The organism is Paenarthrobacter sp. NPDC058040, from assembly GCF_042885775.1.
Taxonomy (GTDB): domain Bacteria; phylum Actinomycetota; class Actinomycetes; order Actinomycetales; family Micrococcaceae; genus Arthrobacter.
In genome coordinates, this window is sequence record NZ_JBHVRN010000009.1 from 147,053 (window position 1) to 173,883 (window position 26,831).

Below are 26,831 nucleotides of genomic sequence, written 5' to 3' on the forward strand. Positions count from 1 at the left end.
AAAATCCCCGCTCCAGCACCGGGAGCTGCATGGTCCGCGCTTAACGAACTACAAAACAGACCCAGGGATGGGAGCGCTGCTGACAGCTTAGCCGGAACATCTGCGATTAACCCATCCCCGATTCAGCGCAACGCTCCTCTGTGGATGATCACGGGCGGGCCGACGGCCGGCTGTTCATCTGTTCCCTGGAGCCCGGGGTGCGCAGAAGGGGAGATTGTTATTTGAGGGATTTCGATTTTTTGGGATTCGTAGTGTTAATAACTGCTGTGGAAACTGTGGATAAGTGGCTCCTGCCGCGTCGTTTCGCGGTTAAGCCCTGTTCACGGACTGTGCGTTAACTGGGTTTTAAACAGGGTGTGGATGGGGACAACCTCGAGGGCCGTTTTTAACGATCCACAGACGGCTTAAGGGTTTTAAGCCCATTAACCGCGCTTGTCCCCTTAACAATCCACAGGGTTATCCACATGCTCCTGTTAATAAGGTATGTAGTGCGCGAAGCGATGTGGACTCAGGAGTCCCGCTGCTGCTGCTTGATGCGGTTGGTGAGCTCCGTGACCTGGTTGTAAATCACACGACGCTCGGCCATCAGTTCACGGATCTTGCGGTCAGCGTGGATGACTGTGGTGTGGTCGCGGCCGCCAAGTTCCTGTCCGATCTTCGGAAGGGACATGTCCGTCAGTTCACGGCAGAGGTACATGGCGATCTGCCGGGCAGTCACCAACGTGCGTGTGCGGGACTTGCTGCACAGCTCTTCCATGCTGAGCTTGAAGTAGTCCGCGGTCTGGTCGAGGATCTGCTTGGCGGTGATCTCCTGGGCGCCGTCATCGGTGATCAGGTCCTTGAGGACCATCTCTGCGAGGGCCACATCCACGGGCTGGCGGTTGAGGCTGGCAAATGCCGTGACACGGATCAGGGCACCTTCGAGTTCGCGGATGTTGCTGGAGATTTTCGAAGCGATGTACTCCAATGCGTCGTCAGGCGCGGAAAGACCTTCGCTGAGGCCCTTCTTCCGGAGGATGGCGATGCGGGTTTCGAGTTCTGGCGGCTGGATGTCCGTCAGGAGTCCCCACTCGAAGCGCGAGGTCATGCGGTCTTCGAAGCCTGCCAGCATCTTGGGCGGCTGGTCCGAGGTGATGACCACCTGCTTGTTGGCGTTGTGCAGGGCGTTGAACGTGTGGAAGAACTCTTCCTGCGTCCGGTCCTTGCCTGCCAGGAACTGGATGTCATCGATCAGCAGGACGTCCACGTTGCGGTACGTGGTCTTGAAGCTGGTGCCTTCGTCATCCCGGATGGAGTTGATGAAGTCGTTGGTGAACTCTTCGGAGTTGACGTACCGCACGCGGATGCCGCTGTAGAGCCGACGCGCGTAGTGGCCAATGGCGTGCAACAGGTGGGTTTTGCCCAGTCCGGAGTCACCGTAGATGAACAGCGGGTTGTAGGCCTTGGCCGGAGCCTCGGCCACGGCGACGGCTGCTGCATGGGCGAACCGGTTGGAGGAGCCGATCACGAAGGTGTCGAAGATGTACTTCGGGTTCAGCCTGCCGAACTCGTGCGAAGTGCTCGGCGGAGTGGGCTGTGGCTTGGGTTCCACGGAAAGGTCCGGCGCAGTGGAAAGTTCGACGACGGGTTCCGGCTCTGCGTGCACGGGCACCAGTTCCGTGTCCACGTCGATCGCGCAGCGGATGTCGTCCGAGAAAACGCTGCGGAGGGCGTCGTCCAGGGCATCCTTGACCTGCGTCTGCAGGACTTCGCGCGTGAGTTCATTGGGAACGGCCACCAGCAGGGTCGAACCGATGAGGCCCTGGGCCTGCGCAAGGATGACGAAACCGCGCTGACGGGGTGTGACCCGGTCGTCTTGTTCCAGGAGGCTCAGCACCCTGCGCCAGGAACTTCCGACAGTATTGGCGTGGTTGGCTTCGTCTACTGTCATCAATGTGTTCCTAAATGCTTGCTTGCCGGCGTTGCTGGCAGCCGAAATGCCTCCGACGCGCAGGTGTTCCAGGGATTAATCCACAGACTTATGCACAGCGGGTGGACAATGGGCTACTGAGCCACTCTAGGGGATGATTTCCCCAGAAGATAGCTGGGAAGTTGCTTGTGGATAATTACACCGTTGTTGTTCCGGTCCGGGCGTTGTGAGCCAGTTCATCCACAGGCTGGATCCCCCGGTTTGCCACAGTTGTGGACAGGCTCCCGCGTCGTCGCCAGTTTGACTGAGGGTCCCTTTTTGCCCTAACGTTGTGAAGTCCTTTGTGTCCGCTTTTGCGATCAGTTGCACCCCGGTACGTTCACCGTGCGGGAGGCAACGGCGGCAGGCACATACAAAACTTAGCGTCGGCCAGTTCTTCCCCTTTTGATCGGGTGGGCGCACCTTTGATCCACTGGAGTAACTAACGTGAGCAAGCGGACTTTTCAGCCGAATAACCGCCGTCGGGCCAAGAAGCACGGCTTCCGCCTTCGTATGCGTACCCGTGCCGGCCGCGCCATCCTGGCTGCCCGTCGCGGCAAGGGCCGCGTCGAGCTGTCGGCCTAAATAAACTGACTTGTCGGTCAGGCGCCTTTCGGGGGTTCGTCGGTGCTAGCCACCCCAAACCGTCTCCGGACGTCTATCGACTTTTCAACAACTGTACGTTCCGGCGTCCGTAATGGACGCCGGAACTTAGTGTTATATACGGCCCCCATCGGGGCCGCGGAGCCGAGTCGAATCGGCTTCATTGTCTCCAAAGCCGTTGGGAACGCCGTGACCAGGAACCTCGTTAAGAGGAGACTGAGAGAAGCAGGTGCGTTGTCCTTGCAGCAGCATGCAACGGGCCTGGCGGTAGTAGTCAGGGCCCTGCCCGCAGCGGCATCTGCCAGCTGGGAGCAACTGCTCGCGGACTACAACGCCGCATTGGCAGTGACGACGAAGCGATTGGGTGGCTCAGCTCCACGCAACACTTCGCCGGACCGCAACGGCACCACTACGGAAGGGACAGCGCGTGCATAACCACAGTGCCGCCGTCGTTCCTTCCTTCGGTGACCCTGCTGAGGAAATTCCTTCTCGAACCTGGCCGGCGACTGTCGGCAGGTTCGTTTGGGACCTCCCCCGGAACAGCCTCATCCTCCTGTTGAAGGCTTACCGCAAAGTGGTCTCGCCCCTCTACGGCCAGGTTTGCCGTTTCTTTCCGTCATGCTCCGCGTATGCGCTTGAGGCCGTGACAGTGCATGGCGCCGTAAAAGGCAGTTGGCTCGCAGCCAAGAGGCTCGCCAAATGCCACCCTTGGAATGCCGGCGGTGTGGACCATGTCCCCGCCGGGCATCGTCATTGGCCTGAAGGCCGGACGCCCACAATTGTTGTACTGAACAATCCGGACCAGTTCCTGGCTGCTCAGGCTGATGAAGAAGGCCGCCCGGCGGCCTGACGAATAGGGATATCGTATGGACTTCTTTGGAACGATCATGTTTCCGTTCAAGTGGCTGGTGTCGATCATCATGGTCGGCTTCCACGAGGGGCTGAGCTTCATTGGCCTCCCCGCTGCCAACGGTTGGACCTGGACCCTGTCCATCATTGGCCTGGTGCTGGTGATTCGTGCTGCCCTGATTCCGGTTTTCGTCAAGCAGATCAAGGCTCAGCGCGGCATGCAGCTCCTGCAGCCTGACCTGAAGAAGCTGCAGACCAAGTACAAGGGCAAGACCGATCAGCTCTCCCGCCAGGCCATGGCGCAGGAGCAGATGGCGCTGTACAAGAAGCACGGTACCAACCCGTTCTCTGCATGTTTGCCGATGCTGATCCAGATGCCGTTCTTCTTCGCGCTGTTCCAGGTGTTGTCCGGTATCTCTACGGCCAAGAATGCGGGCGAAGGCATCGGGGCGATGAGTCACGACCAAGTGATTCAGTTCGATCAGTCCAGCATCTTCGGTGCGCCCCTGTCCGCATCGCTCCTGCACGGCGGTGCCCCCGGCAGTGAAGTGGCCGTCTGGACCCTTTCCATCATCATGATCCTCGCCATGACCGCCTCGCAGTTCATCACGCAGAAGCAGATCATGGCCAAGAACATGTCCGAGGAAGCCCTCGCCAGCCCGTTCATGCGCCAGCAGAAAATGATGCTCTACATCCTGCCGTTGGTGTTCGGTATCGGTGGCATCAACTTCCCGATCGGTGTCCTGATTTACTGGACCACCACCAACCTCTGGACCATGGGCCAGCAGTTCTTCGTTATCCGCCGTATGCCCACCCCGGGTTCCCCTGCAGCTAAGGCACTGGAAGAGCGTCGCGCCGCCAAGGGCCTGCCGCCGCTGCTGGGTGGCAAGAAGATCGACGACGCCGAGGCTGCCGCCACCGCTGCTGCTGCCGAGGCCAGGGCGCAACGCGTCCAGCCGCAACGTAAGAACAGGAAGAAGAAGTAATGTCTGCTGAGAGCACCGAGGAAGTAACCGCCGCCGTGACTGAAGACCAGGACGACGCCCAAGAAGAGACGCTGTCCAAAACGGCCAGCCGCTTGGAAGAAGAAGGCGACATTGCCGCCGACTATCTGGAAGAACTCCTCGATATCGCAGACATCGATGGCGACATCGATATTGAAGTCCGTAATGGACGGACCTATATCTCCATCGCCGCCGATGAAGAGTCGGCTGCTTTGGAGAGCCTGGTAGGCCGTGATGGTGAGGTCCTGGAAGCATTGCAGGAACTCGCCCGGCTTTCGGTTCTCTCGGCGACAGAGAACCGCTCCCGCCTGGTGCTGGACATCAACGGCTACCGCAAGGACCGCGCCGGCGTCCTCCAGCAGATTGCCGAAGACGCAGTAGCCAAGGTCAAGGCCGACGGTGGAACCGTGGCTCTCGAACCGATGAGCGCTTACGAGCGCAAGATTGTCCACGACGCCGTGGCCGACCTTGGCTTCGTGTCCGAGTCCGAGGGTGAAGGCGCCGGCCGTCACATCGTAGTTTCGGCTGACTAGCGGCTCATGGTTGAAATTTCCACAACCGAACTGCAAGCGGCAGAGAAGATCTTCGGTGAGCGCTTGGAACTTGCCAAGCGCTACGTAGAGCACTTGGCGACCTCCGGAATTGAACGAGGGCTGATCGGCCCCCGTGAGGTTCCCCGTTTGTGGGGCCGTCACGTCCTGAACTGTGCTGTCATCGAGTCCGCTATTGCCAAGGACAGCCACGTCGCTGACGTAGGTTCCGGCGCCGGGCTGCCGGGCTTGTGCTTGGCGATCGCCCGACCGGATCTGGAATTGACACTCATTGAACCGCTGGAACGCCGGGTTATCTGGCTTCAGGAAGTGGTGGACGATCTTGGACTGGACAACGTCACCGTCATGCGGACGCGTGCGGAACTGGCCGTGGGCCTTGTTGATGCCGACGTGGTGACTGCCCGCGCGGTTTCCGCGTTGACCAACCTGGCCGGGCTGACCATTCCCCTGCTCAACGGCAAGGGTGAAGTGGTTGCCATCAAGGGCCGGAGCGCGGCAGAGGAAATCGAGAAGGCCAAGAAGGCTATCCGGAAGCTCGGCGGCGTTGAAACGTCAGTTGTGGTTTGCGGACAGGAGCTTTTGGAGGAACCCACCACCGTGGTGAGGATCATCGTCAACAAGCCCGGAAAGACTGCCTAGCTACAGCTTGGTTTCCCGCGTGTCGGCGGCGGAGCAGTTAGGCTAGAGAACGGCAGTAAGCGCCGAATGAGAGTGAGAGTGTGACCAGTGGGCAGTAGCGAAACCTCCACGCAAAGGATCCCCCCTTTTATGTCCTTGGGGTCCGCGCGGTCCATGGCCACACCCTCCGCATCTCTGCAGTCCGCGATTGTGCGTACAGAATCGGTTGAAAACGCAGTTTCACGTGAAACCCTCACCGACGATGGGCCAAACCTCATGGATTCCATGGACGACTCAAGCCCCATTGCCCGCGAGCTGGCGCACGAGACCCGGCGTCGTGAACGCTTGATCGGTCGCGAGTTGCCCAAGCCCGAGCGGACACGAATCTTCACAGTGTCCAATCAAAAAGGTGGCGTCGGTAAGACCACCACAACGGTGAACATCGCGGCGGCACTGGCTTCCGCTGGACTCAACGTCCTGGTCATCGACATTGATCCGCAGGGCAACGCCTCCACCGCCCTCGGCATCGAACACCACGCAGACGTGGACAGCATCTACGACGTCCTCATCAACGACCTTCCCTTGAACGATGTTGTTGCGCCTTGCCCGGACATCCCCAACCTTTTCTGCGCGCCGGCAACCATTCACTTGGCCGGTGCGGAAATTGAGCTGGTTTCCTTGGTTGCCCGCGAACAGCGGCTCCGCAGGGCAATCGACGTCTACGCCAAGGAGCGCGAGAAGAACGGCGAAGGCCGGCTGGACTATATCTTCATCGACTGCCCGCCGAGCCTCGGCCTTCTGACCGTCAATGCGTTCTGCGCGGCCGGCGAAGTCCTGATTCCCATCCAGTGCGAGTACTACGCATTGGAAGGTCTCAGCCAGCTCCTGAAGAACATCGAGATGATCCAGAAGCACCTCAACGCCGACCTGGTGGTCTCCACGATTCTTCTCACGATGTACGACGGCAGAACCAACCTGGCTGCCCAGGTTGCTTCGGAGGTGCGTCAGCACTTCCCCCAGCAGGTTTTGAGTGCTGTAGTTCCGCGCTCAGTACGGATTTCGGAAGCGCCGAGCTACCAACAAACGGTCATGACTTACGATCCCTCGTCGAGCGGCGCGCTGTCCTACATGGAAGCCGCCGCCGAAATCGCAGAACGCTAGAATTCTTGAAACACTGCAACAGCCAGAGTCGCTCCGCGCTCGGCAATCCATCGGAGGGATGAATCAATGAGCGAAAAGCGAAGAGGCCTGGGCAGGGGTCTTGGGGCTCTCATTCCCAGTTCCGCCGCGGCAGGGACCGCCGGCAACGGTGCTTCGCCCTCGCGGCCGGTGGATCTGTTCTTCCCTGATGCACGGAAGACGGCTGAACCCGTTGACGAAGCGCCCCGTGAGGATGCCGCCGTAATCGAACCTGAGGCCGAACCCAAGGCTGCCGCAGCGAAGTCGCCTAGCAGCGCACGCTCCACGGCTGGTTCGGCAAAGACACCTGCGAAGACACCGGCTGCCAGGCGTTCCGGAAGTGTGTCCGGCAAGGCTGACACACAGGAAAGCACGACGACGGCTCCGGCACCCGCCGCTGCGGAGACGCCGGCTGCTCTTCCGGCAGTGGCACCGTCCGACGTTGACTTGGTGGAAGTCCCCGGGGCACGATTCGCCGAAATTCCGGTGATGGACATCCATCCCAACCGAAAGCAGCCGCGTACCGTCTTCGATGAGGACGACATGGCCGAGCTGGTGCACTCCGTTCGCGAAATCGGAGTCCTGCAGCCAATTGTGGTCCGTACTTCAACCGAAAAGGGTGGAGAACCCTACGAGCTCGTCATGGGCGAGCGTCGGTGGCGTGCGGTGCAGGCTGCGGGCCTCGAAACCATCCCTGCGATTGTCCGTGACACCACGGATGACGACCTCCTTCGGGACGCTCTGCTGGAGAACCTGCACCGCAGCCAGCTGAACCCGTTGGAGGAAGCCGCTGCTTACCAGCAGCTGCTGGAAGACTTTGGCACCACCCACGAACAGCTGGCGGATCGCATCGGACGTTCGCGGCCCCAGGTATCCAACACCCTGCGACTCCTGAAGCTCCCGCCGCTGGTTCAGCGTCGCGTTGCTGCCAACGTTCTTTCGGCGGGGCATGCGCGTGCGCTGCTGTCCCTGCCAGATGCGGCAGCCATGGAACGGCTCGCCCAAAAGATCGTTGCCGAAGGTATGTCCGTTCGCGCCACGGAAGAAGCTGTTGCCCTTTACCAGGATCCGGCTACGCCGACTAAGAGCAGCATCCCCAAACCAAACGCACGGCACGAGCGTTTGGACTACCTGGCCTCCTCCCTCTCGGACCGTTTGGACACCAACGTGAAGATCACCCTCGGTGCCCGCAAAGGTCGCGTGAGCATTGAATTTGCGAGCGTTGAGGACCTCAATCGCATTATGGACGTTCTTAGTCCAGGCGCTGAAGGCTGATTTGCTGAATTCAACAAAGGAGGGGTTCACTTCATCGAAGTGGGCCCCTCCTTTTTGTTTGACTGTGGCGGACACAGGTGCACTCGGCCGGCAATGGCGGGGTTCCGCTCCCAGAGCGGGTAGCCCGGCTCGTCTGAAGAGACTCCTAACCGCCTTCTGACCTTCCAAGGAGCCGTCCGAATCTCACGTGGTGTACGCTTCCATCATCTGCAGGAGACTGTGCTTCGCCACCCCGCGAACCATCTGGATGCCGTGGACGTGCCCTAGAGCTCCACTGGGAGCCTCTGGACGACTGCTCCTTGTTTAGCAGACCGAGGAGCCACTGGCGGCGTCCACAGCCTCGGGAGCCCTGGCACCGAGCCGTCGGCTGCTATTGGGTGGCGTAGCTGGCGTGTTTGCATGGACTGCGCGGCCTGCAGTTGAGTGCCGGGGATCCTACTCCGCACTGTGCCCAGGCAGTCGTGATCGTTTCACGTGAAACGGAACTGTGCGGCATCTCCGTTAGGAAGTTCGAATGTCGTGCTGGGCTGTATAGCGCGGTGGCCTATGCACCTTGGGTGATCGATATGGAGCACTAGTAGGCAGAACCCCTTGCCACGAGAGACACACATGGAATAGCTACTTCAGTCGGTGCAAGTTGATTGGACGACGCCTATGGCGAGGCATATGCGGCTGAGTCGTTGTGTAACCAGCCGGTCTCGACCGTTCTATGCACAAGAGGTGGTCGTGTCCCTCAGGTGCAGGCCGCTACGTCCGACTATCCCAATGACGAAGTCAATCGATTGCTGGCCGTATGCTGGTGTATCGATCGTGGTGGGTCTGCCCACGCCCGCATGGACAATGGGCACATTGGTTGCCTGTGCCTGCCCTGCAGGTGCGCCTTCCGGTGCCTTCGGGGGGCGCCGGAGAACAAATGGCGCGAAGGATGCTGCTAAGAGACTATTGCGGTTGTTGGTTACTCAGATTTGCTCGTATATACCGGGCCTCCTTAGTCGTCTTGTCACCTAGCAAATCAAGAATGGCTCCAATTCCGAGGATGGAACGTCACGTTTCACGTGAAACAGTCCCTGCTCGACCGCCGATGCCTTCAGCACTTGCTGTTGGGTGGTGCTGACACTCGTCCTCATGCTTCTGAGAAGGCGACGAGTATAGGCAAAAGAATGGTGCCTCGGCCGGTGCTGATACGTGGGTGGCCTTAGAGGATGACTCGACCAACATTCTGGGCCATGGTAACGACACTGTCAGGACGAGCGCGCGAGAGCCCGGCGTGGGGCCAATGTCCGCAGCGACGTGACGCACCGCTGCACGGGGTAAGTCAGGGTGCGCGAGAAGGCGGGGTTGGGGTGTTTCACGAGCTGCACCGGTATTGAAGGGCCGGGTGTTTCACGTGAAACATGGGGCGGATCGAAAGTTGGTGTACTCGATTGGGACGCCCTGGCAATCGGGAGTCGGCCTGTTCTCACTTCGCCTCTACCAGCATGCAGAGGCTGGGCTTTCTGAAGTTGTTGGATTCTCCCTTGGCGGTGGTGAGCTCCAGGGCGTTTGGGTCCAGTTCCTCGTGTGAATCCGGCCGTAGTGTTTCACGTGAAACGCTCACGCACTTGGGCGGTACTGCGCACGAATCACATGGCTGACCAGCCTTGTCCTCCTAGACGCGATTTCTGCTCATTTTGGTTGGCTAGCCGGACAGAACCCTTTCCACCCTCCCCTCGTGGGCATGACGACCACTGCCACGTCTCCGAGCTGGTCTGTTAGTAGCGGTATGGTCTGAGACATCTTCTGGAGAGGCCAGGGGCTCCCCATCGCCTCCCGGCCACGTGATAGACACACATAGGGTCTCACACGAAGTGCCCTAGGATTACGAGCAGTGGAGAGCGGCGGCGGTACGTCGATGTTTCCGAATGGGCGCTCAGGCGCAGTGTCCCCGTGTGTGGATGCCGCGGTGGGATCCCTGACCTGGGCCGCATGGCGTCGGCAGAACAGCATCCGGTTCAGTCAAAGGAAGGAGTTCCCATGAAGACTGGGACTGATCGAGTGCCGACACCCTGGTTCGTTCAGCCCACTCCGGTGTCCGGGACACTTGGAACAGGACTCCTTTGACGTGGACAAACTGCACATCTCCGCCCAGGCACAATGAAAGCCCATCCTGAGGAACAGAGAACGGGTACAACCAGACCGTGCTCGTCGCCCTGCGATGCGCCGGCCCACGACCGGGCCCGTTGCTACCAGATGAGAGGCAGGCGGTCGCCGAGTTGGTTGGTTGCGCGTTCAGGACCAAATGGGCTGGTTCCTGGGCTTGGACATACCCGTCGGGCACTGTGGGACTGTGCTCGTTGACGCAGTGGAACCTCTGCTGTGGTGCGCCACGGCTGCCTTCTTGGCAGGCGTCGATCGGCCTGGTTGCGGAATCGTGAGCAGCCCGGTGTGACCACTCCCCCGGAGGACAGAATGCAATTGCCCGGGGCGCAGGAGGCGTGCTCGAATGGGCGGGTGCTCCTGCGGGTCAATGTAGGTTCGCGTCTACAAGGGGGCCTGCCCATTCTCAAGGTGAAGTTGGCTCCTTTGCGTTGGCAGAACTCTACTAGCCTGTGCTCGCGGATCGACCCGTAGTCGTGGCGCCCGACAATGCCTAGCGCACGAGTTCCTTTGGAGTTCGTTCCGCCCCCTACGTCACCGTGCCCGATCTTGATGTTCCCGGTATAGCAGCGCCACGGCTTGGAGCGACGATTGGGTGCTACGGCATTCCTTCGCGGGCTGAAATCCCATGCTGGCTTGCGTGAGAGATCTGTCACAAGAGATCTGATGTTGTACGTTTAGCGTTTCTGCTCGGGGAGAGCTTCTCGGCTGTTGGGTGCACCGTCCGGTAGGCGGACATCATCTCAAGGAGGCACGCGGGCATGCCTTCCTTTGTCCCATCGGCCGTCGGCCGGGCAGCGGACTTCAATGAGCAAGCATCGTGTTTCACGTGAAACCTCGTCTGCAGCAGTTTGAGCTGCTGCGACTCCCAGGCCCGGATTGCTGAAGACGGGCATGTGGACAGACGTCTTGGATGGTGGATAAGCCTGTGGATAACCTTGGGGATAAATCTGTGGAGCGTGGAGACAGTGGTGGGCATTTATGCGCGCTCGTGGGAACATGGCCAGTACCCCATGCCCACTAGGGCCTCCTTTGGAACGCGGCGCTTGGTGATCGAGCAACGCACGATGAGATTATTGTCATATCGACGCAAAAATCATTGATTTGACGCGGATTCGACCCCTTGATGGGGTTTCCGACGCGTGGCCGACCCAATGCGCTTCGCTGCCCCCCAGTAGAGGACCGCGGCGGAAGAATTTGGGGGGTACTCCCCCAACTCGCTGAGTACTCTGATGCACAGTGGAAAACCCTGTGGATAACTTTGTGAATAAGTCGTCGGGGGTCGAGTGGATCCTACGCCCAGGGACCGTTCAATTCGCACCTCCAGTGGATCCTCGGGACCGCTCCGCAGCGGGATGGGTAGATATGCCCCCAAGAGGAAGCCTGGTGTTCCATGGGGGCGGTTGCCGGGCCATGTCTAACTTTTGCCTGCTGCGCCTAGGAGAAGGAATCTCGAACATTCCTGTTGCGGCCTCGGGCTATCCCTGCCGCCAAGGGGGCGCCCGTCCCGGCGGAACCTTTGCCCGGTGCCAATGGCATTTCATCGGATGTCTGGGTTCCTCTACGCTCTTGACCAGAGGCCTTCGATGACCGAGCGGCCCTGAAAACTAGCTGAAGCTCGGTGGCATCGACGGTATTGATGCCATTCGTTTCTCCGCGTTCGAAGGCGCATCCCCCTGCATCCAAAGCGGTTTTGTCATCATCCACGCGATACCGCGTGGCACGGATCGACAGGGCTGAAGCAGAGGCGTGCCCTCGCCCTTCGGACGAATGCACGAAGGCTCACTACGGCCTGAGACTGTCCCCGCGCGGGGGAACCTTGTTTCACGTGAAACATTGAACGCAGCATGTGGATGTGTCTGCGTGTCCGTCTGGTCCTTCCAATTTCGGCGCCCCCACAGTTACTGAAGCTCCACAGTGCGGTGTGGGTATGCGAGGCGCGAGTTGGACTCGACATCGCATCATGGTCTTTGGAGTGCCAAGTCCGTCGTACCCGCTGGCGTGCCTAGGCTGGTTTCACGTGAAACGGTACGCCAAAAGCACCCATGACCCTCGACAGCGTTAGCGGGAATGCTCTTCTGGCTCCCGATGGGGCATACGGCGGGCCGTTTGGGATGACTGGTCTGGTTAGTAGTTGGCCGGCTTCTGGACGGCCGACAAGGCGGCATGGGACGGGGTTGGCCGGGTCGAAGTGGCTGGCTGGGAACGTCCGGACGGAGAGGAGAGGTTTGAACCGGGCTGGGCTGTACGGCTGGGCCGGGCTGGGCCGGGCTGGGCCGGGCTGTACGGGGCTGTACGGGTTGGGCTGGACTGGACGGAGGCGAGTGACTGCACTAACGCTCGACAGACGCCCAAAGAGAGGATGCTCCCCTCCCCACAAGAGAGGATGGTGTTCTCCAACAAGAGAAGATGCAGAGCACGTTGCGGCAACAGAACGCCCAGACTGTGCCCGCAGCGCGAATCGATTCCTCACTCCAGCTGGCGAGCTACATGGCCCCGACTTTGATCCCTCGCTTCTCAGTGCGCAGAACTGCGTACATTTGGCCGTGGGACCTGGCCGTGTGGCCTGACCCTAAGCGCCGACCGCGACGCACCCAATGCATGGTGGGTGGCGACTCGCCATCATCGGGGTAGCGTGAAGGCGGCGTACCAGCCTGTTGGTGCAGTGTTCGTCTTTGCGCTGCTTATGGTCGCGACTTCGGGGACGACGCGTGTTTAGACGTGCCTTGCCTGGGAGAGAATGCGCTGGAGTGATTCTCTTCGATTTCAGGACGGGTAAGAGCGTTGAGATAGATCGTCTGAATTTGCTCAACGAAGTGAGCTGCGGAGTTCCGTCGTGAAAGCGGAGTACGCGCACACGCCTGGGGATGATTCTGGATCTACAACTCAGATCCATAATCGTTGTTCGCTACCCACGCCAACGGTTCAGATACTGCTAAGGGCGACCTTCCCAGCTGGGTGGGCGATTCGGCACGATCCTTACGGGACGCTCCCTCATTGTGAGATTCAGGGTTTTCACCGTCCATTTGGGCGTCTTAGCTCCTACAACGTCTCATGACGGCAGCTGCGCTTATGGACCGTGGTCCCTGCACTTTCCTTCTCGATACACGCGGGAGTCCTGGCGTTTGCGCTTTGACGGGTGTATTCCGGCCAACGGATGGAGGTCCGGGTGGCGGAAACGGATCGCGGCGCTGTCGGTCTGTGGCCAGCAGACCCACTAAAGGCGGCTACTGCCTGCTGGTCATGCTTAGCGTTTGTCTGACGGTGCCTCGTAGGAGAAACATGAGTCGGCGCGTTTCACGTGAAACATGACCCGCTTCTTGCGAACACGTCAGGGCTTCCTTAGCGGCGATGCCAGTGCATGGACTCGGCTTGGCGGTACGGAGCCGCCCGTCTACCTCGTAGCGGGCTTCTCATCGCACCTGGGGTGCTCTCAAGCCCAAACTGGGTTTGGTTCCCCATTGCTCCGAGGTAGAGAGGCTAGGGCAGTGGATGCAGCATTCTCGGCCGGGAGCAGTCGTTCGGGCATTGGGCGCTTCGGAGGGCGTCTGGCGACATGGTCCAGCCACACAATGGATGAGTAGTCGCTGACCCGCGAGACTGGCGAAATAGCAGTCGGCTGCGGGAAGTTGCTATAGATACCTAAAGTCACTCCCCTCGATTCACTGAGGTCGCAACTCCTTTTAGTCGGCTAGGCGGTTTCACGTGAAACACAAGGACCCAAGTGCTGGTGTTCAACCTCCGACAGGCTAGAAGGAGCAAGCCGACTCGAGGGGGTGTACATCAGAGCGTAGGTCTGACCGCTTATGGTGTCCCGATTGAATCCAGAAGCGAACTGACCAACCACGGTCTGGGGCCTGGGTGTCCCGAGGAACCTCGTCGCAGGACCAAGGACGCCACAAGTCCAGTCAACCCTGGCCAGGCACCTGTGGCTTTGCCGAACACCAGCCACCGACCCATGGGCGCTCAGTTTCCCCTACCCCATGTAAGGCGAGGGTGATTTCTCGGAATTTAGAGGAGCCAACGCTTCCTTCCCAAAGGATCACGCTCAAGCAACCAGCAGGAGGTTCAAGACTGGAAAAATGAAGGAAGCCGACGGCTCCAAACCCCTGGAGGGAGCTGGAACCGCCGGCTTCCGACGATGAATCAAGAACTAGGACAAGACGTCCGAGAATTCCTTCTCGAAGAACTGCTTCGGCTTGGCACCGATAACCGTGCTCTTCACTTCTCCCCCGCTGAACAGGTACACGGCCGGGATGGAGGTGATGCCGTACTGGGCTGCGATGGCGGGGTTGTCGTCGACGTTCAGTTTTACGACGTCCACCTTTTCGCTGTACTCGACCGAGATTTCGTCGAGGATCGGGCCGAGCTTGCGGCAAGGACCGCACCACTCTGCCCAGAAGTCCACAATGACCGGCTTCTCGGAAGCCAGGACATCCGTGCTGAAGCTTGCGTCAGTTACGTCTTTGGCGTTGCTCATAACTATTCCCTTCGTAGGTTTGCTGGATGCAGCTTAGGAGTGCAGGTCTGCCAAGTAGTGCTCTACGTCGAGGGCGGCCACGCAACCGGAACCCGAAGCCGTAATGGCCTGGCGGTACGTGGGGTCGATGACGTCGCCGGCAGCGAATACGCCCTTGATGTTGGTACGCGAGCTACGGCCTTCGACAGCGATGGTTCCTTCGGGTGTCAGGTCCACTTTGCCCTTGACCAAGTCGGTACGCGGATCGTTGCCAATGGCCACGAACACGCCCGTTACGTCAATCTCAGACTCCGTGCCATCCACGAGGTTCTTGAGCTTGAGGCCCGTGACCTTGTCTCCACCCAAAACGTCCTTAACCGCGGTGTTCCACACGAACTTGATCTTCTCGTGGGCCTGGGCGCGGTCACCCATGATCTTGGAAGCCTTCAGCGTGTCGCGGCGGTGCACGACGGTGACGGACTTGGCGAACTTGGTGAGGAAGAGTGCTTCTTCCATGGCCGAGTCGCCACCACCGATCACGGCGATGTCCTGGTCCTTGAAGAAGAAACCATCGCAGGTTGCACACCAGCTGACGCCGTGCCCGGAAAGGCGCTTTTCGTTCTCCAGCCCGAGCTCGCGGTATGCGGAACCGGTGGACAGGATGATCGCCTTTGCTTGGAAAGTCTCCCCCGTGCCGATGGTGACCGACTTGATGTCGCCGTCGAGGTTGAGTTCCGTGACGTCCTCGAAGAGGATCTCGGTGCCGAAGCGTGCGGCCTGCTTCTCAAAGTTTTCCATGAGATCAGGACCCATGATGCCCTCGGGGAAACCCGGGTAGTTCTCGACGTCGGTGGTGTTCATCAGCTCGCCACCAGCGGTGACGGATCCGGCAATGAGCAGAGGCTTCATGTTGGCGCGAGCGGTGTAAACGGCGGCAGTGTAGCCGGCCGGGCCTGAGCCTACGATGATGACGTCACGCACCTGCGATGCGCTGTTTTCTGCAATGCTCACGTGGCGTGAACCTCTTCCTTAATCGATGCTGCGGCTTTCGGGGCAGCCACCTGACTCAACCCCTGCAACGCTCCAAATATTCCGTTGGTTTTTGGGGACACTGATCGACCCTAAAAGCCACCATCATTCAGGGTACCGGTTGTGGGTGCGCCGAAACGAAGCGGTGACGCAGATGCAGATAGCAGGAGGGGCCGCTTTGACGAGTCAAAACGGCCCCTCCTACTACGTGGTGGACTACTGGATGGTGACCTCGGCCAAGCGAAGACCAAAGCCGAAGCGGGTCTTGGGCGCTGCCAGCTTTGGCAGGGACTTGATGACCACGATGACGTACTGGGTCTGCGTCGGAGCGGCCAGCGGCATGGTCAGTTCGGGCGAAGTGAAGCTGTTGGTGCCCACCAGCTTGGCGCCGTCCATCGCCGGGCGGTCGTTGGTGTAAACGCTGATGCTGCCACCGGAGCCACCGAGCTGGTTGAGGACAACCGACTTCACTTCGGCAGGTTCCTTGAGCTTTACCACCAAGGGCATCTCGCCGGAGAGGCCACCCCAGTCGGCCGTGGCGAATTCCATGTCAGACCAGTAGCTTGCAGCGTTTCCGTCGAAGGCCTTGACCAGGTCCTTGTCGAAGGTGGCCGCGAAGTCGAACGAGCCGAGGCGCGTTATCTCCTGGATGGCCGGAGGTGCGGCCGGTGCAGCGGTCTCGGACGGCGTGGGTTCGGTGGTCTGTGTACCGGAGGCCTGTGGAGCACTGGTGTTCTGCGTCGCTGCCGGCTTGGAACTGGGCAACAAGCTGCCAAGGTTGGTGACGGCAAGGACCAGGCCGACGATCAGTACGGCAGCAAGCAAACCACCAACGAGCCACCGCAGTGAACGGGGTTCCCGCTGGGGAGCTTCGTCCTCGTAGACGTCCTCGTCGTCATAGTTGTCAGCTGCGGCAGCCGACGCAGGGAAGCTGGTGGCCGCCCTGTCGTAGCCGGAGCCGGAGTCGGCTCCCCCACCGGCGAAGCCGTAGTCCTCCTGTGACCACAGGGAAACCTTCGGTTCTGCGGCAGGTTCAGGGGCCGGCGCAGGCTGTGCAGCCGGGATGGGCTGCGACGTGACGGCCTGGGTGGGCGGCTGCGGCGGGGAAGCCGGCGCAGCCGGCGCAGCAGAAACAGCCTGCGTCGGAGGCTGCGTGGGTGCGCTCGGGGCGGCGGCCTGCGAAGCGCCGGCGGCAGCACCGGCGTCGTTCGTCTTGGAACCGGCGTTTTTCAGCGCGGCAGCGGCAGCGGCACCAGCCGCACCGGCCCCTGCGGCCGCGGCAGCGATCTTGGCGCCAAAGCCTTTGCTCGCCGTTGGGCTGGCTTCCGGCCTGGGTGGAAGGTTGCTCGCGGGCGCAGCGGGGGCTTCGGAAGCAGCATCGCTTGGGATGGGGTAACCGTCGTTGTCGTACTGGATGTACTCGGCGTCGTGCTCGTCATCCTCGTACAATCCGTCATAGGTTTCGGGCTCATACGTGCGGGACTGGCCAAAGATTTCAGTTCCCAGCGCCTCTGTGAAGAACGGTTCCACATACGGCGGGTTGGTGGCGACCACCAGGTCCAGCAGGTCCGGAGCGGTGCTGTGGTTGGTGATCAGGTACGTGGTGTTGTCGCTGACGCCGAGGTCCAGGATCTGGACGTGCCCGGGACGCTCTCCCGTGGCAACTTCACGGGCACTCTGCGCAACCTGTTCGGCGTTGCCGGGACCGGCAACGAGGATGCTCACCGGACGGTTGAGGACCTGGTCCACGCCGTCGAGCACCAGATCTTGGTCATGCGAGGTCAATACAGTGGCCGTGACTTTGTAGCGGCCGCCAAGTACTGATCCGACGTCGATCGGGTGGGACACGTGTTCCTCCTAGGCTGTCCGGGAGCTGCGGGTCCTGCAGGCGGGCACCCGCTGAGCCGGGAAAACCGCTTTTGCAACTACCTATATTCGTTTCTAGCCTAGCCGATAGCCGCCCTCCGCCCATGTTGGCGCCGCCGCTTTACCTCTTCCTGTTGTCCTCCACAGGGAAGTAGGGATTGCGTCCGGCCTCGCCCTGGTAGGTCCTGCGTCCGGGCAAAGGCACCTGTGGACGGAACTTCCCGCCCATGGCCGTACTGGGCACGTCTTCGTCCGGAATGTATTCGGCAGCCCCCACCACATCGGGGTGACGCTCGACGGCGGGTTCCGGCTCGAGTGCCGGTCCGGCCCTGAAGGACGCAGCATCGAATTCGCCCGAGATGCGCGGAATCAGGCCGGTATCGTCGGAAACTGTGGCGCGTGCCGCCGTCGTGGGTTCCGAGGTGGTGCCGGCCGGAACGGGAACGCCGCGTCCCAGGCGGCCCAGCAGCGGACGCATGAGGTCGCGAAGCTCGGTGACCCGGAAGACCCGCAGCAACAGCAGGTAGGCAAGCAACATGACAGGCCCGACGACGACGACGGTCACCAGGGCAGCCGGGCGGCTGCTCCAGGCGAAGCCGTCGGCCCGGTAACTTCCCAACAACCACAAGGCCAGGGCGCCGGCAATCGCGGCACCGAGGCCGGCATAACCCATGCGGATGTACGAGTTGGCGATCCGCGGACCGTCCAGGTGCCCCAGCAAACGACGCAGGAACACCACGCTGATCACTACGGAAAGGATGTTGCCCAAGGTGTAGAGGACGGCGATGGCGTAGATGATTTGGCCGACCGGCAGGAATTGGATGATGAACGCACCCACCACGTACACCACCGCCAGCAACAGCTGAACGTAGAGGGGCGTGCGTGCGTCCTCGTTGGCGTAGAAGACGCGGGACATCATGAAGTTGGCACTCATGAAGGGTGTGCTGAGCGCCTGGATGGTCAAGGTCTGCGCCAACATGACGCCGTCCTGCGGCTCGCCGCCGGAGAAGAACATGCCCAGGGGGCCGGCCAGCGCGAACAGTGCCAACGCTCCAAACACCGTGGCGACGGCCATGGTCCGGAGGCCGTGCGAGAGGGCGTCACGCAACTCGTCCTTGTTGCCGTCCTGGGATGCGCGGGTCATGCGGTTAAAGAGGACGGTCGCCAGCGACAACGCGATGATGGAGTGCGGCAGCAGGTACAGCTGGCTGGCAACTTCGAGGACCGCGTTGCCGGGAAGAGTGGAGGCCGCGGTGGTCTCCCCCGCGTTGCTCAGCCGAAGGCGCTCGGCGCCCGGAATCGTGGCGATCCTCATGACGTAGAGGAACGCCAATTGCCCGACGGCTGCGGTCAGCAGGGTCCACACGCTCAGCTTTGCAGCCTGGCCCAGCCCCACTCCACGCCAACCGAAGCGGGGACGGAGACCGAGCTTCAGTCGCAGGACCGGTATGAGCAGGATGGCTGTCTGGGCAACGACGCCGATGGTGGAGAACCCGGCCACGAAGAACGTCTGCGTCGGGCCCCAGTTGTCCAAGGTGTGCGGATTGGTGATGTTGGCCCCGAGGATCCAGATGAACATTCCGAGGCCTGCAATGGCCACGATGTTGTTGAGGATGGGCGCCCACATGGCGGGACCGAACGCGCCGTGTGCATTGAGCACTTGCGTGAGCAGCGCGTAAAGGCCGTAGAAGAAGATCTGCGGAAGGCACCAGAACGCGAACGTGACGGCAAGTGCCTTTTGTTGTTCTGAATAGTCCTGTGTTGTGAGGTCGATGACGAGTGGCGCGGCCAACGTTACAAGCGCCGTCAGCGCCAGGAGCACCAGCACCGCGAGCGTTAGGAGCCTGCTGAGGTAGTCCGCTCCCCGGTCCTCGGCCTTGCTCGCCTTGATGATCTGTGGCACCAGGACGGCGTTGAACACACCACCGGCAACCAGGAGGAAGATCAGGTTGGGGAGGTTGTTCGCGTTAATAAAGGTGTCAGTGACCGTGGAACCCAGGCCAAGGGCGGCGCCGAGCATCCAGGTTTTAGCGAAGCCAAGGAACCGGGAAACCAACGTTCCTGCAGCCATGATGGCGCTGGAACGTGCTTCGCCGGATTGAACGGACTGGGTAGTTTTGGCTTCAGACATCGCCTTTATCGTCCCACGTACCCGGCTCAGAGGTGTTCCGGCAGCACTTCCCGTGCCAGATCGGCGATGCGGCGTTCGTTCGGGAAGGACAGTTTCCGGGCCAGTTCCTGGATGGGGACCCACGCAGCGTCCACGGCTTCCTGGTCGGGATCATTCTCGATGGTCAGTTCGCCACCGGTGGCCTGCAGGAGGAAGTGGTGGACCGTCTTGTGTACGCGGTGGCCGCTGACCGTAAACCAATAGTCAATGCTTCCGAGCGGGGCCAGGATGCTTCCCTCGATGCCGGTTTCCTCGGCGATCTCGCGGACAGCGGCTTCCTCGTTGTTTTCGCGGCCTTCGGGGTGGCCCTTCGGCAAACACCACTCAAGCCGGCCACCCCTGTTAAGGCGGGCAATGATCGCAACCCGGAGTTCGCCGTCGGACGTGTCCACTACGACGCCGCCTGCCGACACTTCCTCAACAGTGGGAAGGGAGGCCTGGACCGGGTGCTGCGGGGCAGGCGCGACATGCGCGCCGATTGCCGACGGCAACGGTGCGTTTGTCCTCCTGCCGGGAGCGCTCGGGATCGGATTGGCCATGAAGTCCACTCTAACGACTCTTGCCCTCGAGTGATGACCGGGACATGGCCGCAAGGTGGACTGCAAAAGACAGCGGTTCCACGGTGCTGCGTATTTGCTGCCTTCTGTGGCCCAACGCCGCCCAAAAATCTGCCAAGCTTAAGGGACTATGGCGCACGTATTGGACAGCTCTTCTGTTAACTTCACCATCGATCCGGTGGTGCTCGACCTCGGGCAGCGCTTTGTCGATGCCGGATTCGAGCTGTCCTTGGTTGGCGGTCCCGTGCGCGATCTTTTCCTGGGCAGGACTTCCCCAGACCTTGACTTCACCACGGATGCCACTCCGGACCAGACCATTTCGGTGATCAGGAAATGGGCTGACAACTTCTGGGAAATCGGGCGCGCTTTCGGCACCATCGGGATGCGTAAAGATGGATTCCAGATCGAGATCACCACATACCGCGCCGAGGCCTACGACGACGATTCGCGCAAACCCGTGGTGGCGTTCGGCAACTCCCTGACCGACGATCTCCTGCGCCGCGATTTCACCATCAACGCCATGGCACTGAAGTTGCCGAGCCTGGAGCTGGTGGATCCCTTCGGCGGCGTCCGGGATCTCCACGCCTCAGAATTGGCGACCCCCGGTGCGCCCGAGGCTTCCTTCTCGGACGATCCCCTGCGCATGATGCGCGCGGCCCGCTTCGCATCGCAGCTTGGTGTCTCCGTACACGACGACGTCCGGCTGGCGATGTCACAGATGGCGGAACGCATCAAGATCATTTCGGCTGAGCGCGTCCGCGACGAACTGGTCAAGCTTATTAACGGAGCACACCCGCGCGTGGGCATCGACCTGTTGGTGGACACAGGCTTGGCCGATTTCGTGTTGCCGGAAGTTTCCGCGCTCCGGCTCGAATCGGATGAGCACCACCGCCATAAGGACGTGTACCAGCACTCCTTGCAGGTCCTGGAACAGGCTGCTGCCCTGGAAACCGACGCGGACGGCCCCGTGCCCGGACCGGACTTTGTGCTGCGGTTCGCCGCGTTGATGCACGACGTCGGCAAGCCGGCTACGCGCCGATTCGAACCGGGCGGCGCGGTCAGCTTCCGGCACCACGACATGGTGGGCGCGAAACTGACGGCGAAGCGAATGAAGGCGCTCCGCTTCGACAACGACACCATCAAGGCAGTCGCCCGCCTTGTTGAACTGCACATGCGTTTCTACGGCTATGGCGATGCCGGATGGACCGACTCCGCGGTGCGCCGCTACGTGACCGACGCCGGACCGCTGCTGGAGCGCCTGCACCGGCTCACTCGCTCGGACGTCACTACACGCAACCAGCGAAAGGCCGACCGCCTGTCGTTCGCCTACGATGACCTTGAACAACGCATTGCCACCTTGCTGGAACAGGAATCGCTGGCGGCCGTCCGGCCTGACCTTGACGGGGCCCAGATCATGACGCTCCTAGGGCTCAAACCGGGACCGGTCGTGGGACGTGCTTACAAGTTCCTCCTTGAAGAGCGCATGGAACACGGACCGCTCTCTGCCGAGGAAGCCGAAGCCAAACTTCTGGCGTGGTGGGAAGAACAACCCGAGTCCGCCGTCGTCGATCCTGAAACCGAAACAGAGGAGCCTTAATTGAACGCCGCGACCTCCCCGCGCCCGCAACTCTGGATCCTTCGCCACGGCGAGACGGAATGGTCCAAGAGCGGTCAGTACACAGGACTCACCGATCTTCCCTTGACGGTGGAGGGTGAACAGCAAGCCGTCGAAGCGCGGAAGGTGCTGGAAGGCATCGACTTCGACCTGGTGTTGACCTCTCCACTGCGCCGCGCCCGCCGCACGGCTGAACTCGCCGGCTTCCCGGACGCCGTGCATGAGCCCCTGGCCGTTGAGTGGAACTACGGCGACTACGAGGGCATAAGTTCGGACCTGATCCGCAAGGACAACCCGGACTACCTCATCTGGACCGACGGTGTGCCCAACGGTGAGACCTTGGACGAAGTAGCGGCGCGGGCAGACAAGATCATCGGCCGCGTCCTTGAGTCCGGCATGGATAACGTCCTGGTGGTGGCACACGGGCACTTTTCCCGGATCCTTACCGCCCGTTGGCTTGAAATGGATGCCACCCAAGGCCGCCATTTCCTGCTTGGCACAGCCAAGGTGTGCACCCTCGGCTGGGACAAACGGACTCCGGCGATTATCCGTTGGGGACTCTGAAGCAGAGTTTTTCAAATTTATTTGGCGAATTGCCGATTTTGGCTGGCCAAATGCGCTAATTGTGCTGTACCTTAAATCTTGTTCCCAGAGCGTCTTGCCGGGGACAAGGTGTGCATTCCCCGGTTAGTCATCCGGGTTGATTGCCAAGGCGGGCTGTTTACGGCCAGAGAAGGAGGTTGGGAAAATGATTACTTTGACTAGCGGACGGAAGACGACTTTCACTGCTGCCCCGACCTCTGCTGCTGACGCGCGCCGTTTTTGGAGCCACTGACCACTCCGGTTGCATCGGCCCGGCCTTGACGCCGGGGATGTTCCAGGTCCGGCGTTAGAGCCGGGCCTCATGAGTGCTCAGCTGCGCGAGCGGACCGCAGTACGTCGCGGGTACGCAGTTTCCCCATAGTTCGGAACCAGCTTCTTGTTGGGTTAATTGCCCGCATTTTCAGTGCGGACAATTCGTCGTCCGCTGCTTTGGTCTGCTCTCTTAACCACTAATTCCGGCTATTTGTGTTTCTTTGACCCTCGAATTCCCTGGGTCTATTTAGTGTGCCCAAATTCCGGCCATACCCCCAAGAAAGGAGGTGAACTATGTCCAAGAACCTCAAGGACCTGCGCTTCTTCAAGAGCACCGATGCTCCCAAGGACCGCACCCTGTTCAACGGTCAGCTGCTCGACCAGCGCCGTGAAGATGTCTACGTCGTCCTGCACCAGATGGGGCTGATCCGCTGATGCCGCCCCTGTCAGAAGGAGTCTCCGGTGCCGCATGGTCACGCTGAACCCCTGGAAGCCCACGCGGCTATGCGTGGGCTTCCCCCTTTTAAGGGGGAGCCATTCCGGGACCGGCGATCGCCTGCCGGACTGTAAGCTCGACTCATGCAGGAGACGAAGCCGCACCGGCAGCAAAAAAGTGCCCGCTTTGTGGTCCCCAGCCGCAGCGACTCCCTGCTCCGCAACTTCACCGAATTGATAGGCGGTCCCCTGGGCCGTCATTCCTCTCCCGGCAAGGTCTCCCCCGCACCCTTCACCGTGGAACGCGTCCTCATCATCCTGACGGTGCTGGCCGCATTGTTGGCCGTGCTGGCCAAGGATTACTGCAGGGTCAACGGCTGGGAAACCCCCTCCCAGTTCTACTCGACGTGCTACTCGGACTTCCCCGAACTCTTCAAGAACCGTGGGCTTGGAAACGGCGCCTTCCCGTTCTTCACACAGGGAAGCCTCTTCGAGTATCCGGTCCTCATGGGCATCATCGCTGGCCTTACGGCCTTGCTGGTTCCAGGAAAAGGCGCCAGCAGCGAGCGGATCCTCGGCTACTTCGATGTGAACGCCACCCTCATTGTCGCGGTGTGGATAGTTACCGTCCTCCTCACGGCCCGCATCAACAAGCGCCGCCCCTGGGATGCTGCGATGGTGGCGCTGGCGCCGGGGATCATCCTCGCCGGCTTCATCAACTGGGACATGTGGGCGGTAGTACTTTTGGCCCTGGGCATGTACTTCTTTTCCCGGAACAAACTGGTGTGGGCGGGGATCTGCATCGGCCTGGGCACCGCAACCAAGCTCTACCCGCTCCTGATCCTGGGAGCCGTGCTGGTGTTGGCACTGCGTACGGGTCGCCTACGGGCTTTCCTCATCACGACTGGAGCCACGGCGGCGTCCTGGTTGGCGGTCAACTTGCCCATCGCCGCCATAAACCCGGCCGGGTGGCGCTACTTCTTCGAATTCACCCAGGAACGGCCTGCCGGATACAGCTCTCCGTGGTTTGCCTTCAACCTGGCGGCCGACAGGCTCCACTGGACACAGCTCAATGCAACAACCATCAACTCACTGGCCCTCTACCTGTTCGTCATCGCGTGCGCCCTCATCGGCGTCCTCGCGCTGACCGCTCCCAGGCGTCCGCGCATTGCCCAGCTCGTGTTCCTGATTGTTGCCGCGTTCATCCTGACCAACAAGGTGTACTCCCCCCAGTTCGTCATCTGGCTCATCCCGTTGCTTGCCCTGGCCCGACCGCGCTGGCGGGACTTCCTCATTTGGCAGGCAGCGGAGGGGCTGCATTGGGCCGCCATCTGGATGTATCTGGGGCAGGCCACCAGCGGCGGTGCACCCCAGCACAACATTGATATGTCCGCCTACGTCCTGGCAGTTGCCCTGCACATGGTTGCCACGGCTTACCTGATGGCGCGCGTCGTGATGGACATCCTGGATCCGTCGCAGGATCCCCTGCGGGCACTCGGTGAGGATGATCCGCATGGTGGGCCCTTTGAAGGCGCGAAGGACTGGATGAGGATCGACCTCTCCCGTCCGTCCACATCCGTCCTCCCCTGGCGACCCAAAGCACCCAAGCGCGTGGAGGCCGGCAGCGATGGCTGACGTCGCCGTCGTCGGGTCCGGACCGAATGGCTTGGCAGCCGCGGTGGTCATGGCCCGCGCCGGCCTTGAGGTGCATCTTTACGAAGCCGGAGCAACCATCGGCGGCGGAACACGAACGTCGGAGTTGATGGAACCCGGACATGTGCATGACGTCTGCTCGGCGGTTCATCCGATGGCTGTGGCGTCTCCGTTCTTCCGTGCGTTCGAGTTGGCAAACCGCGTGGAACTGCGAACCCCGGAGGTGCAGCACGGCGTTCCGTTGGATGCTGGGGGTGCGGCCGTGGCATACCAGTCCTTGGAGCGTACTGCCCTGGAGTTGGGCCGTGACGGGACGGCCTATAGGCGTCTTTTGGAGCCGCTGCTTGAACGTGTCCAGGGAGTAGTGGACTTCACGTCCTATCAGTTGCCCCGTGTACCGCGGGACCCGCTGGCGGCCCTTCGCTTCGGGCTGGCGACGCTGGAACAAGGAACACCTCTCTGGAACCGACGCTTCCACGAGGCTGCAGCACCAGCCTTGCTGACAGGCGTCATGGCCCACGCTGTGTCTGCGCTCCCGTCCTTGACCGCCACCGGTGCCGGACTGATGCTCGCTGTATTGGCGCATGCAGGTGGCTGGGTGATCCCCATGGGTGGGTCAGCGTCCATCGCGAAGGCCATGGCCGACGATCTCCTGGCCCATGGGGGAACAATCCACACCGGGCAACCCGTTGAATCGCTGGACCAAGTCCGTCCGGCCAAGGCGATCCTGCTGGACGTGGCGGCCCCCGCCTTGCTCCGACTTGGCGGATCCGAGGTACCGGACAGTTATCGAAGGGCCCTGGAAGCATTCCGTTTCGGGAATGCGGCGTGCAAGGTGGATTTCATCCTTTCGGAGCCGGTTCCCTGGCGTGACAGAGCGTTGAAGAACGCCGGAACGGTACATATAGGCGGTTCACGAAATGCCATGGCTGAGGCCGAAAACCTCGTTGCCATGGGGAAGCATCCCGGCGAACCGTATGTCCTTGCCTCACAGCCTTCCCTGGTGGACTCCACGCGCGCGCCGGCGGGGCGGCACATCTTATGGACGTACTGCCACGTCCCTGCCGGTTCCGACGTGGACATGGGCGAAGCCGTCACGTCACGCATTGAGCGTTACGCACCCGGCTTCCGGGATGTTGTGGTGGCTTCCAAAACCACGACGGCGGCGGGACTGGCCGCCTACAACCGGAACTACGTGGGCGGGGACTTCAGCGCCGGAATGATGGATCTGCGGGGACTGTTGCGACGACCCGTGGTATCAACGGTTCCGTGGCGAACACCCATTCCCGGTGTGTACCTGTGTTCGTCTTCCACGTCGCCAGGACCCGGTGTGACAGGAATGCCCGGATACAACGCCGCAAAGTATGCCTTGAAAGACATATTCCAGAAGCGTGTACCCGGGCTTGGCCTGGCCTAATTGGCGGCAGTGAAACGGGAGCGGCGGTGGGCCGGGCTCTCGATTTCATCCAGCATGGCTACGGCGTAGTCCTGGGAAGAGATGGAATTGCCGGCGGGGGTGTCCTTGGCCACCTTGTATTCACCGGTGCGCTCACCCGGCTGGATGAGGGGTGCGGGAGCGAAGACGGTCCAATCCAGGGACTCGGGTGCCTGCCTTACGGTTTCGAGGGCCTTCGCTGCAGTGGTGGCTTCGGCCCGGTACGCCTCCGGGAAGTCCGGGGAGTCGAGAAGGCGAACGCCGTCAATTTCCAAGGTGCCTGCGCCGCCAACGATCAGGAGGCGGGTTCCTTCGGCATTGCTGTAGGCGGTGGCCATGGCGTTGAGCCATTCTGCATGGTCACCGCCGGTGCGGCTGGGGCCCGTAGCCAGCACAACGACGTCGTGCTCTTTTGCGATGGAGGCGAATGCCTGACCGTCGGCCTGATCGGCTGCCTGGGCCGTGGCGCCGGCTACCTCAGTGCCTTTGCGCGAGATGGCCGTGACATCGTGGCCGCGGGTCAGGGATTCCTTGACGATCTGGCTGCCGACCATGCCCGTTGCGCCGTAGACTGCGATTTTCATAGCTCTCCTT

Annotated in this window: 20 protein-coding genes and 1 pseudogene; 14 read left to right on the top strand and 7 right to left on the bottom strand. The window is 61.2% G+C overall.

Annotation, left to right across the window (positions count from 1 at the left end; all coding sequences use genetic code 11):
* Positions 1–508 precede the first annotated feature (508 nt).
* Positions 509–1,930: a chromosomal replication initiator protein DnaA gene (dnaA, locus tag ACFVSJ_RS14465; RefSeq protein WP_387437525.1), complete on the bottom strand. Its 1,422-nt coding sequence runs from the start codon at positions 1,928–1,930 to the stop codon at positions 509–511.
* A gap of 465 nt (positions 1,931–2,395) precedes the next feature.
* On the opposite strand from dnaA, the gene rpmH reads away from it, so the two are divergent.
* The 9 genes and pseudogenes from rpmH to ACFVSJ_RS14510 all read left to right on the top strand — a co-directional run.
* Complete coding sequence (gene rpmH / locus ACFVSJ_RS14470; protein ID WP_011776797.1) at positions 2,396–2,533, top strand: 50S ribosomal protein L34; 138 nt, start codon at positions 2,396–2,398, stop codon at positions 2,531–2,533.
* Between the two features lie 42 nt (positions 2,534–2,575).
* Positions 2,576–2,986, top strand: coding sequence for a ribonuclease P protein component (rnpA, locus tag ACFVSJ_RS14475; RefSeq protein ID WP_387437526.1), 411 nt, complete (start codon positions 2,576–2,578; stop codon positions 2,984–2,986).
* 46 nt (positions 2,987–3,032) lie between these two features.
* Complete coding sequence (gene yidD, locus ACFVSJ_RS14480; protein ID WP_387437646.1) at positions 3,033–3,401, top strand: membrane protein insertion efficiency factor YidD; 369 nt, start codon at positions 3,033–3,035, stop codon at positions 3,399–3,401.
* A 16-nt stretch (positions 3,402–3,417) separates the two neighbouring features.
* Positions 3,418–4,386: a membrane protein insertase YidC gene (gene yidC / locus ACFVSJ_RS14485; RefSeq protein ID WP_387437527.1), complete on the top strand. Its 969-nt coding sequence runs from the start codon at positions 3,418–3,420 to the stop codon at positions 4,384–4,386.
* Positions 4,386–4,937, top strand: a complete 552-nt coding sequence (locus tag ACFVSJ_RS14490; protein ID WP_387437528.1) for a protein jag — start codon at positions 4,386–4,388, stop codon at positions 4,935–4,937. Before yidC ends, ACFVSJ_RS14490 begins: the two co-directional genes overlap by 1 nt.
* Before the next feature lie 6 nt (positions 4,938–4,943).
* On the top strand, positions 4,944–5,594 hold the full coding sequence (gene rsmG, locus ACFVSJ_RS14495; RefSeq protein WP_387437529.1) for a 16S rRNA (guanine(527)-N(7))-methyltransferase RsmG: 651 nt from the start codon (positions 4,944–4,946) through the stop codon (positions 5,592–5,594).
* A 129-nt stretch (positions 5,595–5,723) separates the two neighbouring features.
* On the top strand, positions 5,724–6,734 hold the full coding sequence (locus ACFVSJ_RS14500) for an AAA family ATPase (protein ID WP_387437530.1): 1,011 nt from the start codon (positions 5,724–5,726) through the stop codon (positions 6,732–6,734).
* 66 nt (positions 6,735–6,800) lie between these two features.
* Positions 6,801–8,027 carry a ParB/RepB/Spo0J family partition protein gene (locus ACFVSJ_RS14505; RefSeq protein WP_387437531.1) on the top strand — a complete coding sequence of 409 codons (1,227 nt, stop codon included), beginning with the start codon at positions 6,801–6,803 and terminating at the stop codon, positions 8,025–8,027.
* Between the two features lie 1,080 nt (positions 8,028–9,107).
* Positions 9,108–9,179 (top strand): annotated as a pseudogene (locus tag ACFVSJ_RS14510) (MYXO-CTERM sorting domain-containing protein); the annotation flags it as partial.
* A 5,137-nt stretch (positions 9,180–14,316) separates the two neighbouring features.
* Here the strand turns inward: ACFVSJ_RS14510 and trxA are convergent.
* The 5 genes from trxA to ACFVSJ_RS14535 all read right to left on the bottom strand — a co-directional run bounded on the left by trxA (position 14,317) and on the right by ACFVSJ_RS14535 (position 20,178).
* Positions 14,317–14,643, bottom strand: coding sequence for a thioredoxin (trxA, locus tag ACFVSJ_RS14515; RefSeq protein WP_387437532.1), 327 nt, complete (start codon positions 14,641–14,643; stop codon positions 14,317–14,319).
* A gap of 33 nt (positions 14,644–14,676) precedes the next feature.
* A complete protein-coding gene (trxB, locus tag ACFVSJ_RS14520) occupies positions 14,677–15,633 on the bottom strand; it encodes a thioredoxin-disulfide reductase (RefSeq protein WP_387437534.1) in 957 nt (318 codons plus the stop codon).
* 234 nt (positions 15,634–15,867) lie between these two features.
* Positions 15,868–17,499 (bottom strand): ABC transporter substrate-binding protein, encoded by a 1,632-nt coding sequence (locus ACFVSJ_RS14525; RefSeq protein WP_387437535.1) that lies wholly within the window; start codon positions 17,497–17,499, stop codon positions 15,868–15,870.
* A 139-nt stretch (positions 17,500–17,638) separates the two neighbouring features.
* On the bottom strand, positions 17,639–19,648 hold the full coding sequence (gene murJ / locus ACFVSJ_RS14530; protein WP_387437537.1) for a murein biosynthesis integral membrane protein MurJ: 2,010 nt from the start codon (positions 19,646–19,648) through the stop codon (positions 17,639–17,641).
* Between the two features lie 26 nt (positions 19,649–19,674).
* Entirely contained in the window at positions 19,675–20,178 is a 504-nt protein-coding gene (locus ACFVSJ_RS14535) for an NUDIX hydrolase (RefSeq protein ID WP_090822121.1), read from the bottom strand.
* Positions 20,179–20,374: 196 nt separating this feature from the next.
* Between ACFVSJ_RS14535 and ACFVSJ_RS14540 the strand changes: the two genes are divergently transcribed.
* The 5 genes from ACFVSJ_RS14540 to ACFVSJ_RS14560 all read left to right on the top strand — a co-directional run bounded on the left by ACFVSJ_RS14540 (position 20,375) and on the right by ACFVSJ_RS14560 (position 26,219).
* Positions 20,375–21,841, top strand: coding sequence for a CCA tRNA nucleotidyltransferase (locus ACFVSJ_RS14540; protein ID WP_387437538.1), 1,467 nt, complete (start codon positions 20,375–20,377; stop codon positions 21,839–21,841).
* Positions 21,842–22,423, top strand: a complete 582-nt coding sequence (locus ACFVSJ_RS14545) for a histidine phosphatase family protein (RefSeq protein WP_387437540.1) — start codon at positions 21,842–21,844, stop codon at positions 22,421–22,423.
* Between the two features lie 585 nt (positions 22,424–23,008).
* Positions 23,009–23,149 carry a hypothetical protein gene (locus tag ACFVSJ_RS14550; protein ID WP_387437541.1) on the top strand — a complete coding sequence of 47 codons (141 nt, stop codon included), beginning with the start codon at positions 23,009–23,011 and terminating at the stop codon, positions 23,147–23,149.
* Between the two features lie 144 nt (positions 23,150–23,293).
* Positions 23,294–24,784 (top strand): glycosyltransferase family 87 protein, encoded by a 1,491-nt coding sequence (locus ACFVSJ_RS14555; protein ID WP_387437543.1) that lies wholly within the window; start codon positions 23,294–23,296, stop codon positions 24,782–24,784.
* The gene (locus ACFVSJ_RS14560; protein ID WP_387437545.1) at positions 24,777–26,219 is read left to right on the top strand and encodes a phytoene desaturase family protein; all 1,443 of its coding nucleotides are present in this window, start codon (positions 24,777–24,779) and stop codon (positions 26,217–26,219) included. The genes ACFVSJ_RS14555 and ACFVSJ_RS14560 overlap by 8 nt, the downstream gene beginning before the upstream one ends.
* Here the strand turns inward: ACFVSJ_RS14560 and ACFVSJ_RS14565 are convergent.
* Positions 26,216–26,821 carry an NAD(P)-dependent oxidoreductase gene (locus ACFVSJ_RS14565; protein WP_387437547.1) on the bottom strand — a complete coding sequence of 202 codons (606 nt, stop codon included), beginning with the start codon at positions 26,819–26,821 and terminating at the stop codon, positions 26,216–26,218. The two genes, ACFVSJ_RS14560 and ACFVSJ_RS14565, sit on opposite strands and share 4 nt — an antisense overlap.
* Positions 26,822–26,831: the final 10 nt, after the last annotated feature.

Coding starts and splice junctions, on each gene's coding strand:
- dnaA (WP_387437525.1), bottom strand. CDS start 1,930: ATGACAGTAGACGAAGCCAACCACGCCAATACTGTCGGAAGTTCCTGG.
- yidC (WP_387437527.1), top strand. CDS start 3,418: ATGGACTTCTTTGGAACGATCATGTTTCCGTTCAAGTGGCTGGTGTCG.
- ACFVSJ_RS14560 (WP_387437545.1), top strand. CDS start 24,777: ATGGCTGACGTCGCCGTCGTCGGGTCCGGACCGAATGGCTTGGCAGCC.
- ACFVSJ_RS14540 (WP_387437538.1), top strand. CDS start 20,375: ATGGCGCACGTATTGGACAGCTCTTCTGTTAACTTCACCATCGATCCG.
- murJ (WP_387437537.1), bottom strand. CDS start 19,648: ATGTCTGAAGCCAAAACTACCCAGTCCGTTCAATCCGGCGAAGCACGT.
- ACFVSJ_RS14550 (WP_387437541.1), top strand. CDS start 23,009: ATGTCCAAGAACCTCAAGGACCTGCGCTTCTTCAAGAGCACCGATGCT.
- rsmG (WP_387437529.1), top strand. CDS start 4,944: ATGGTTGAAATTTCCACAACCGAACTGCAAGCGGCAGAGAAGATCTTC.
- trxA (WP_387437532.1), bottom strand. CDS start 14,643: ATGAGCAACGCCAAAGACGTAACTGACGCAAGCTTCAGCACGGATGTC.
- ACFVSJ_RS14555 (WP_387437543.1), top strand. CDS start 23,294: ATGCAGGAGACGAAGCCGCACCGGCAGCAAAAAAGTGCCCGCTTTGTG.
- ACFVSJ_RS14490 (WP_387437528.1), top strand. CDS start 4,386: ATGTCTGCTGAGAGCACCGAGGAAGTAACCGCCGCCGTGACTGAAGAC.
- ACFVSJ_RS14500 (WP_387437530.1), top strand. CDS start 5,724: ATGTCCTTGGGGTCCGCGCGGTCCATGGCCACACCCTCCGCATCTCTG.
- ACFVSJ_RS14565 (WP_387437547.1), bottom strand. CDS start 26,821: ATGAAAATCGCAGTCTACGGCGCAACGGGCATGGTCGGCAGCCAGATC.
- ACFVSJ_RS14505 (WP_387437531.1), top strand. CDS start 6,801: ATGAGCGAAAAGCGAAGAGGCCTGGGCAGGGGTCTTGGGGCTCTCATT.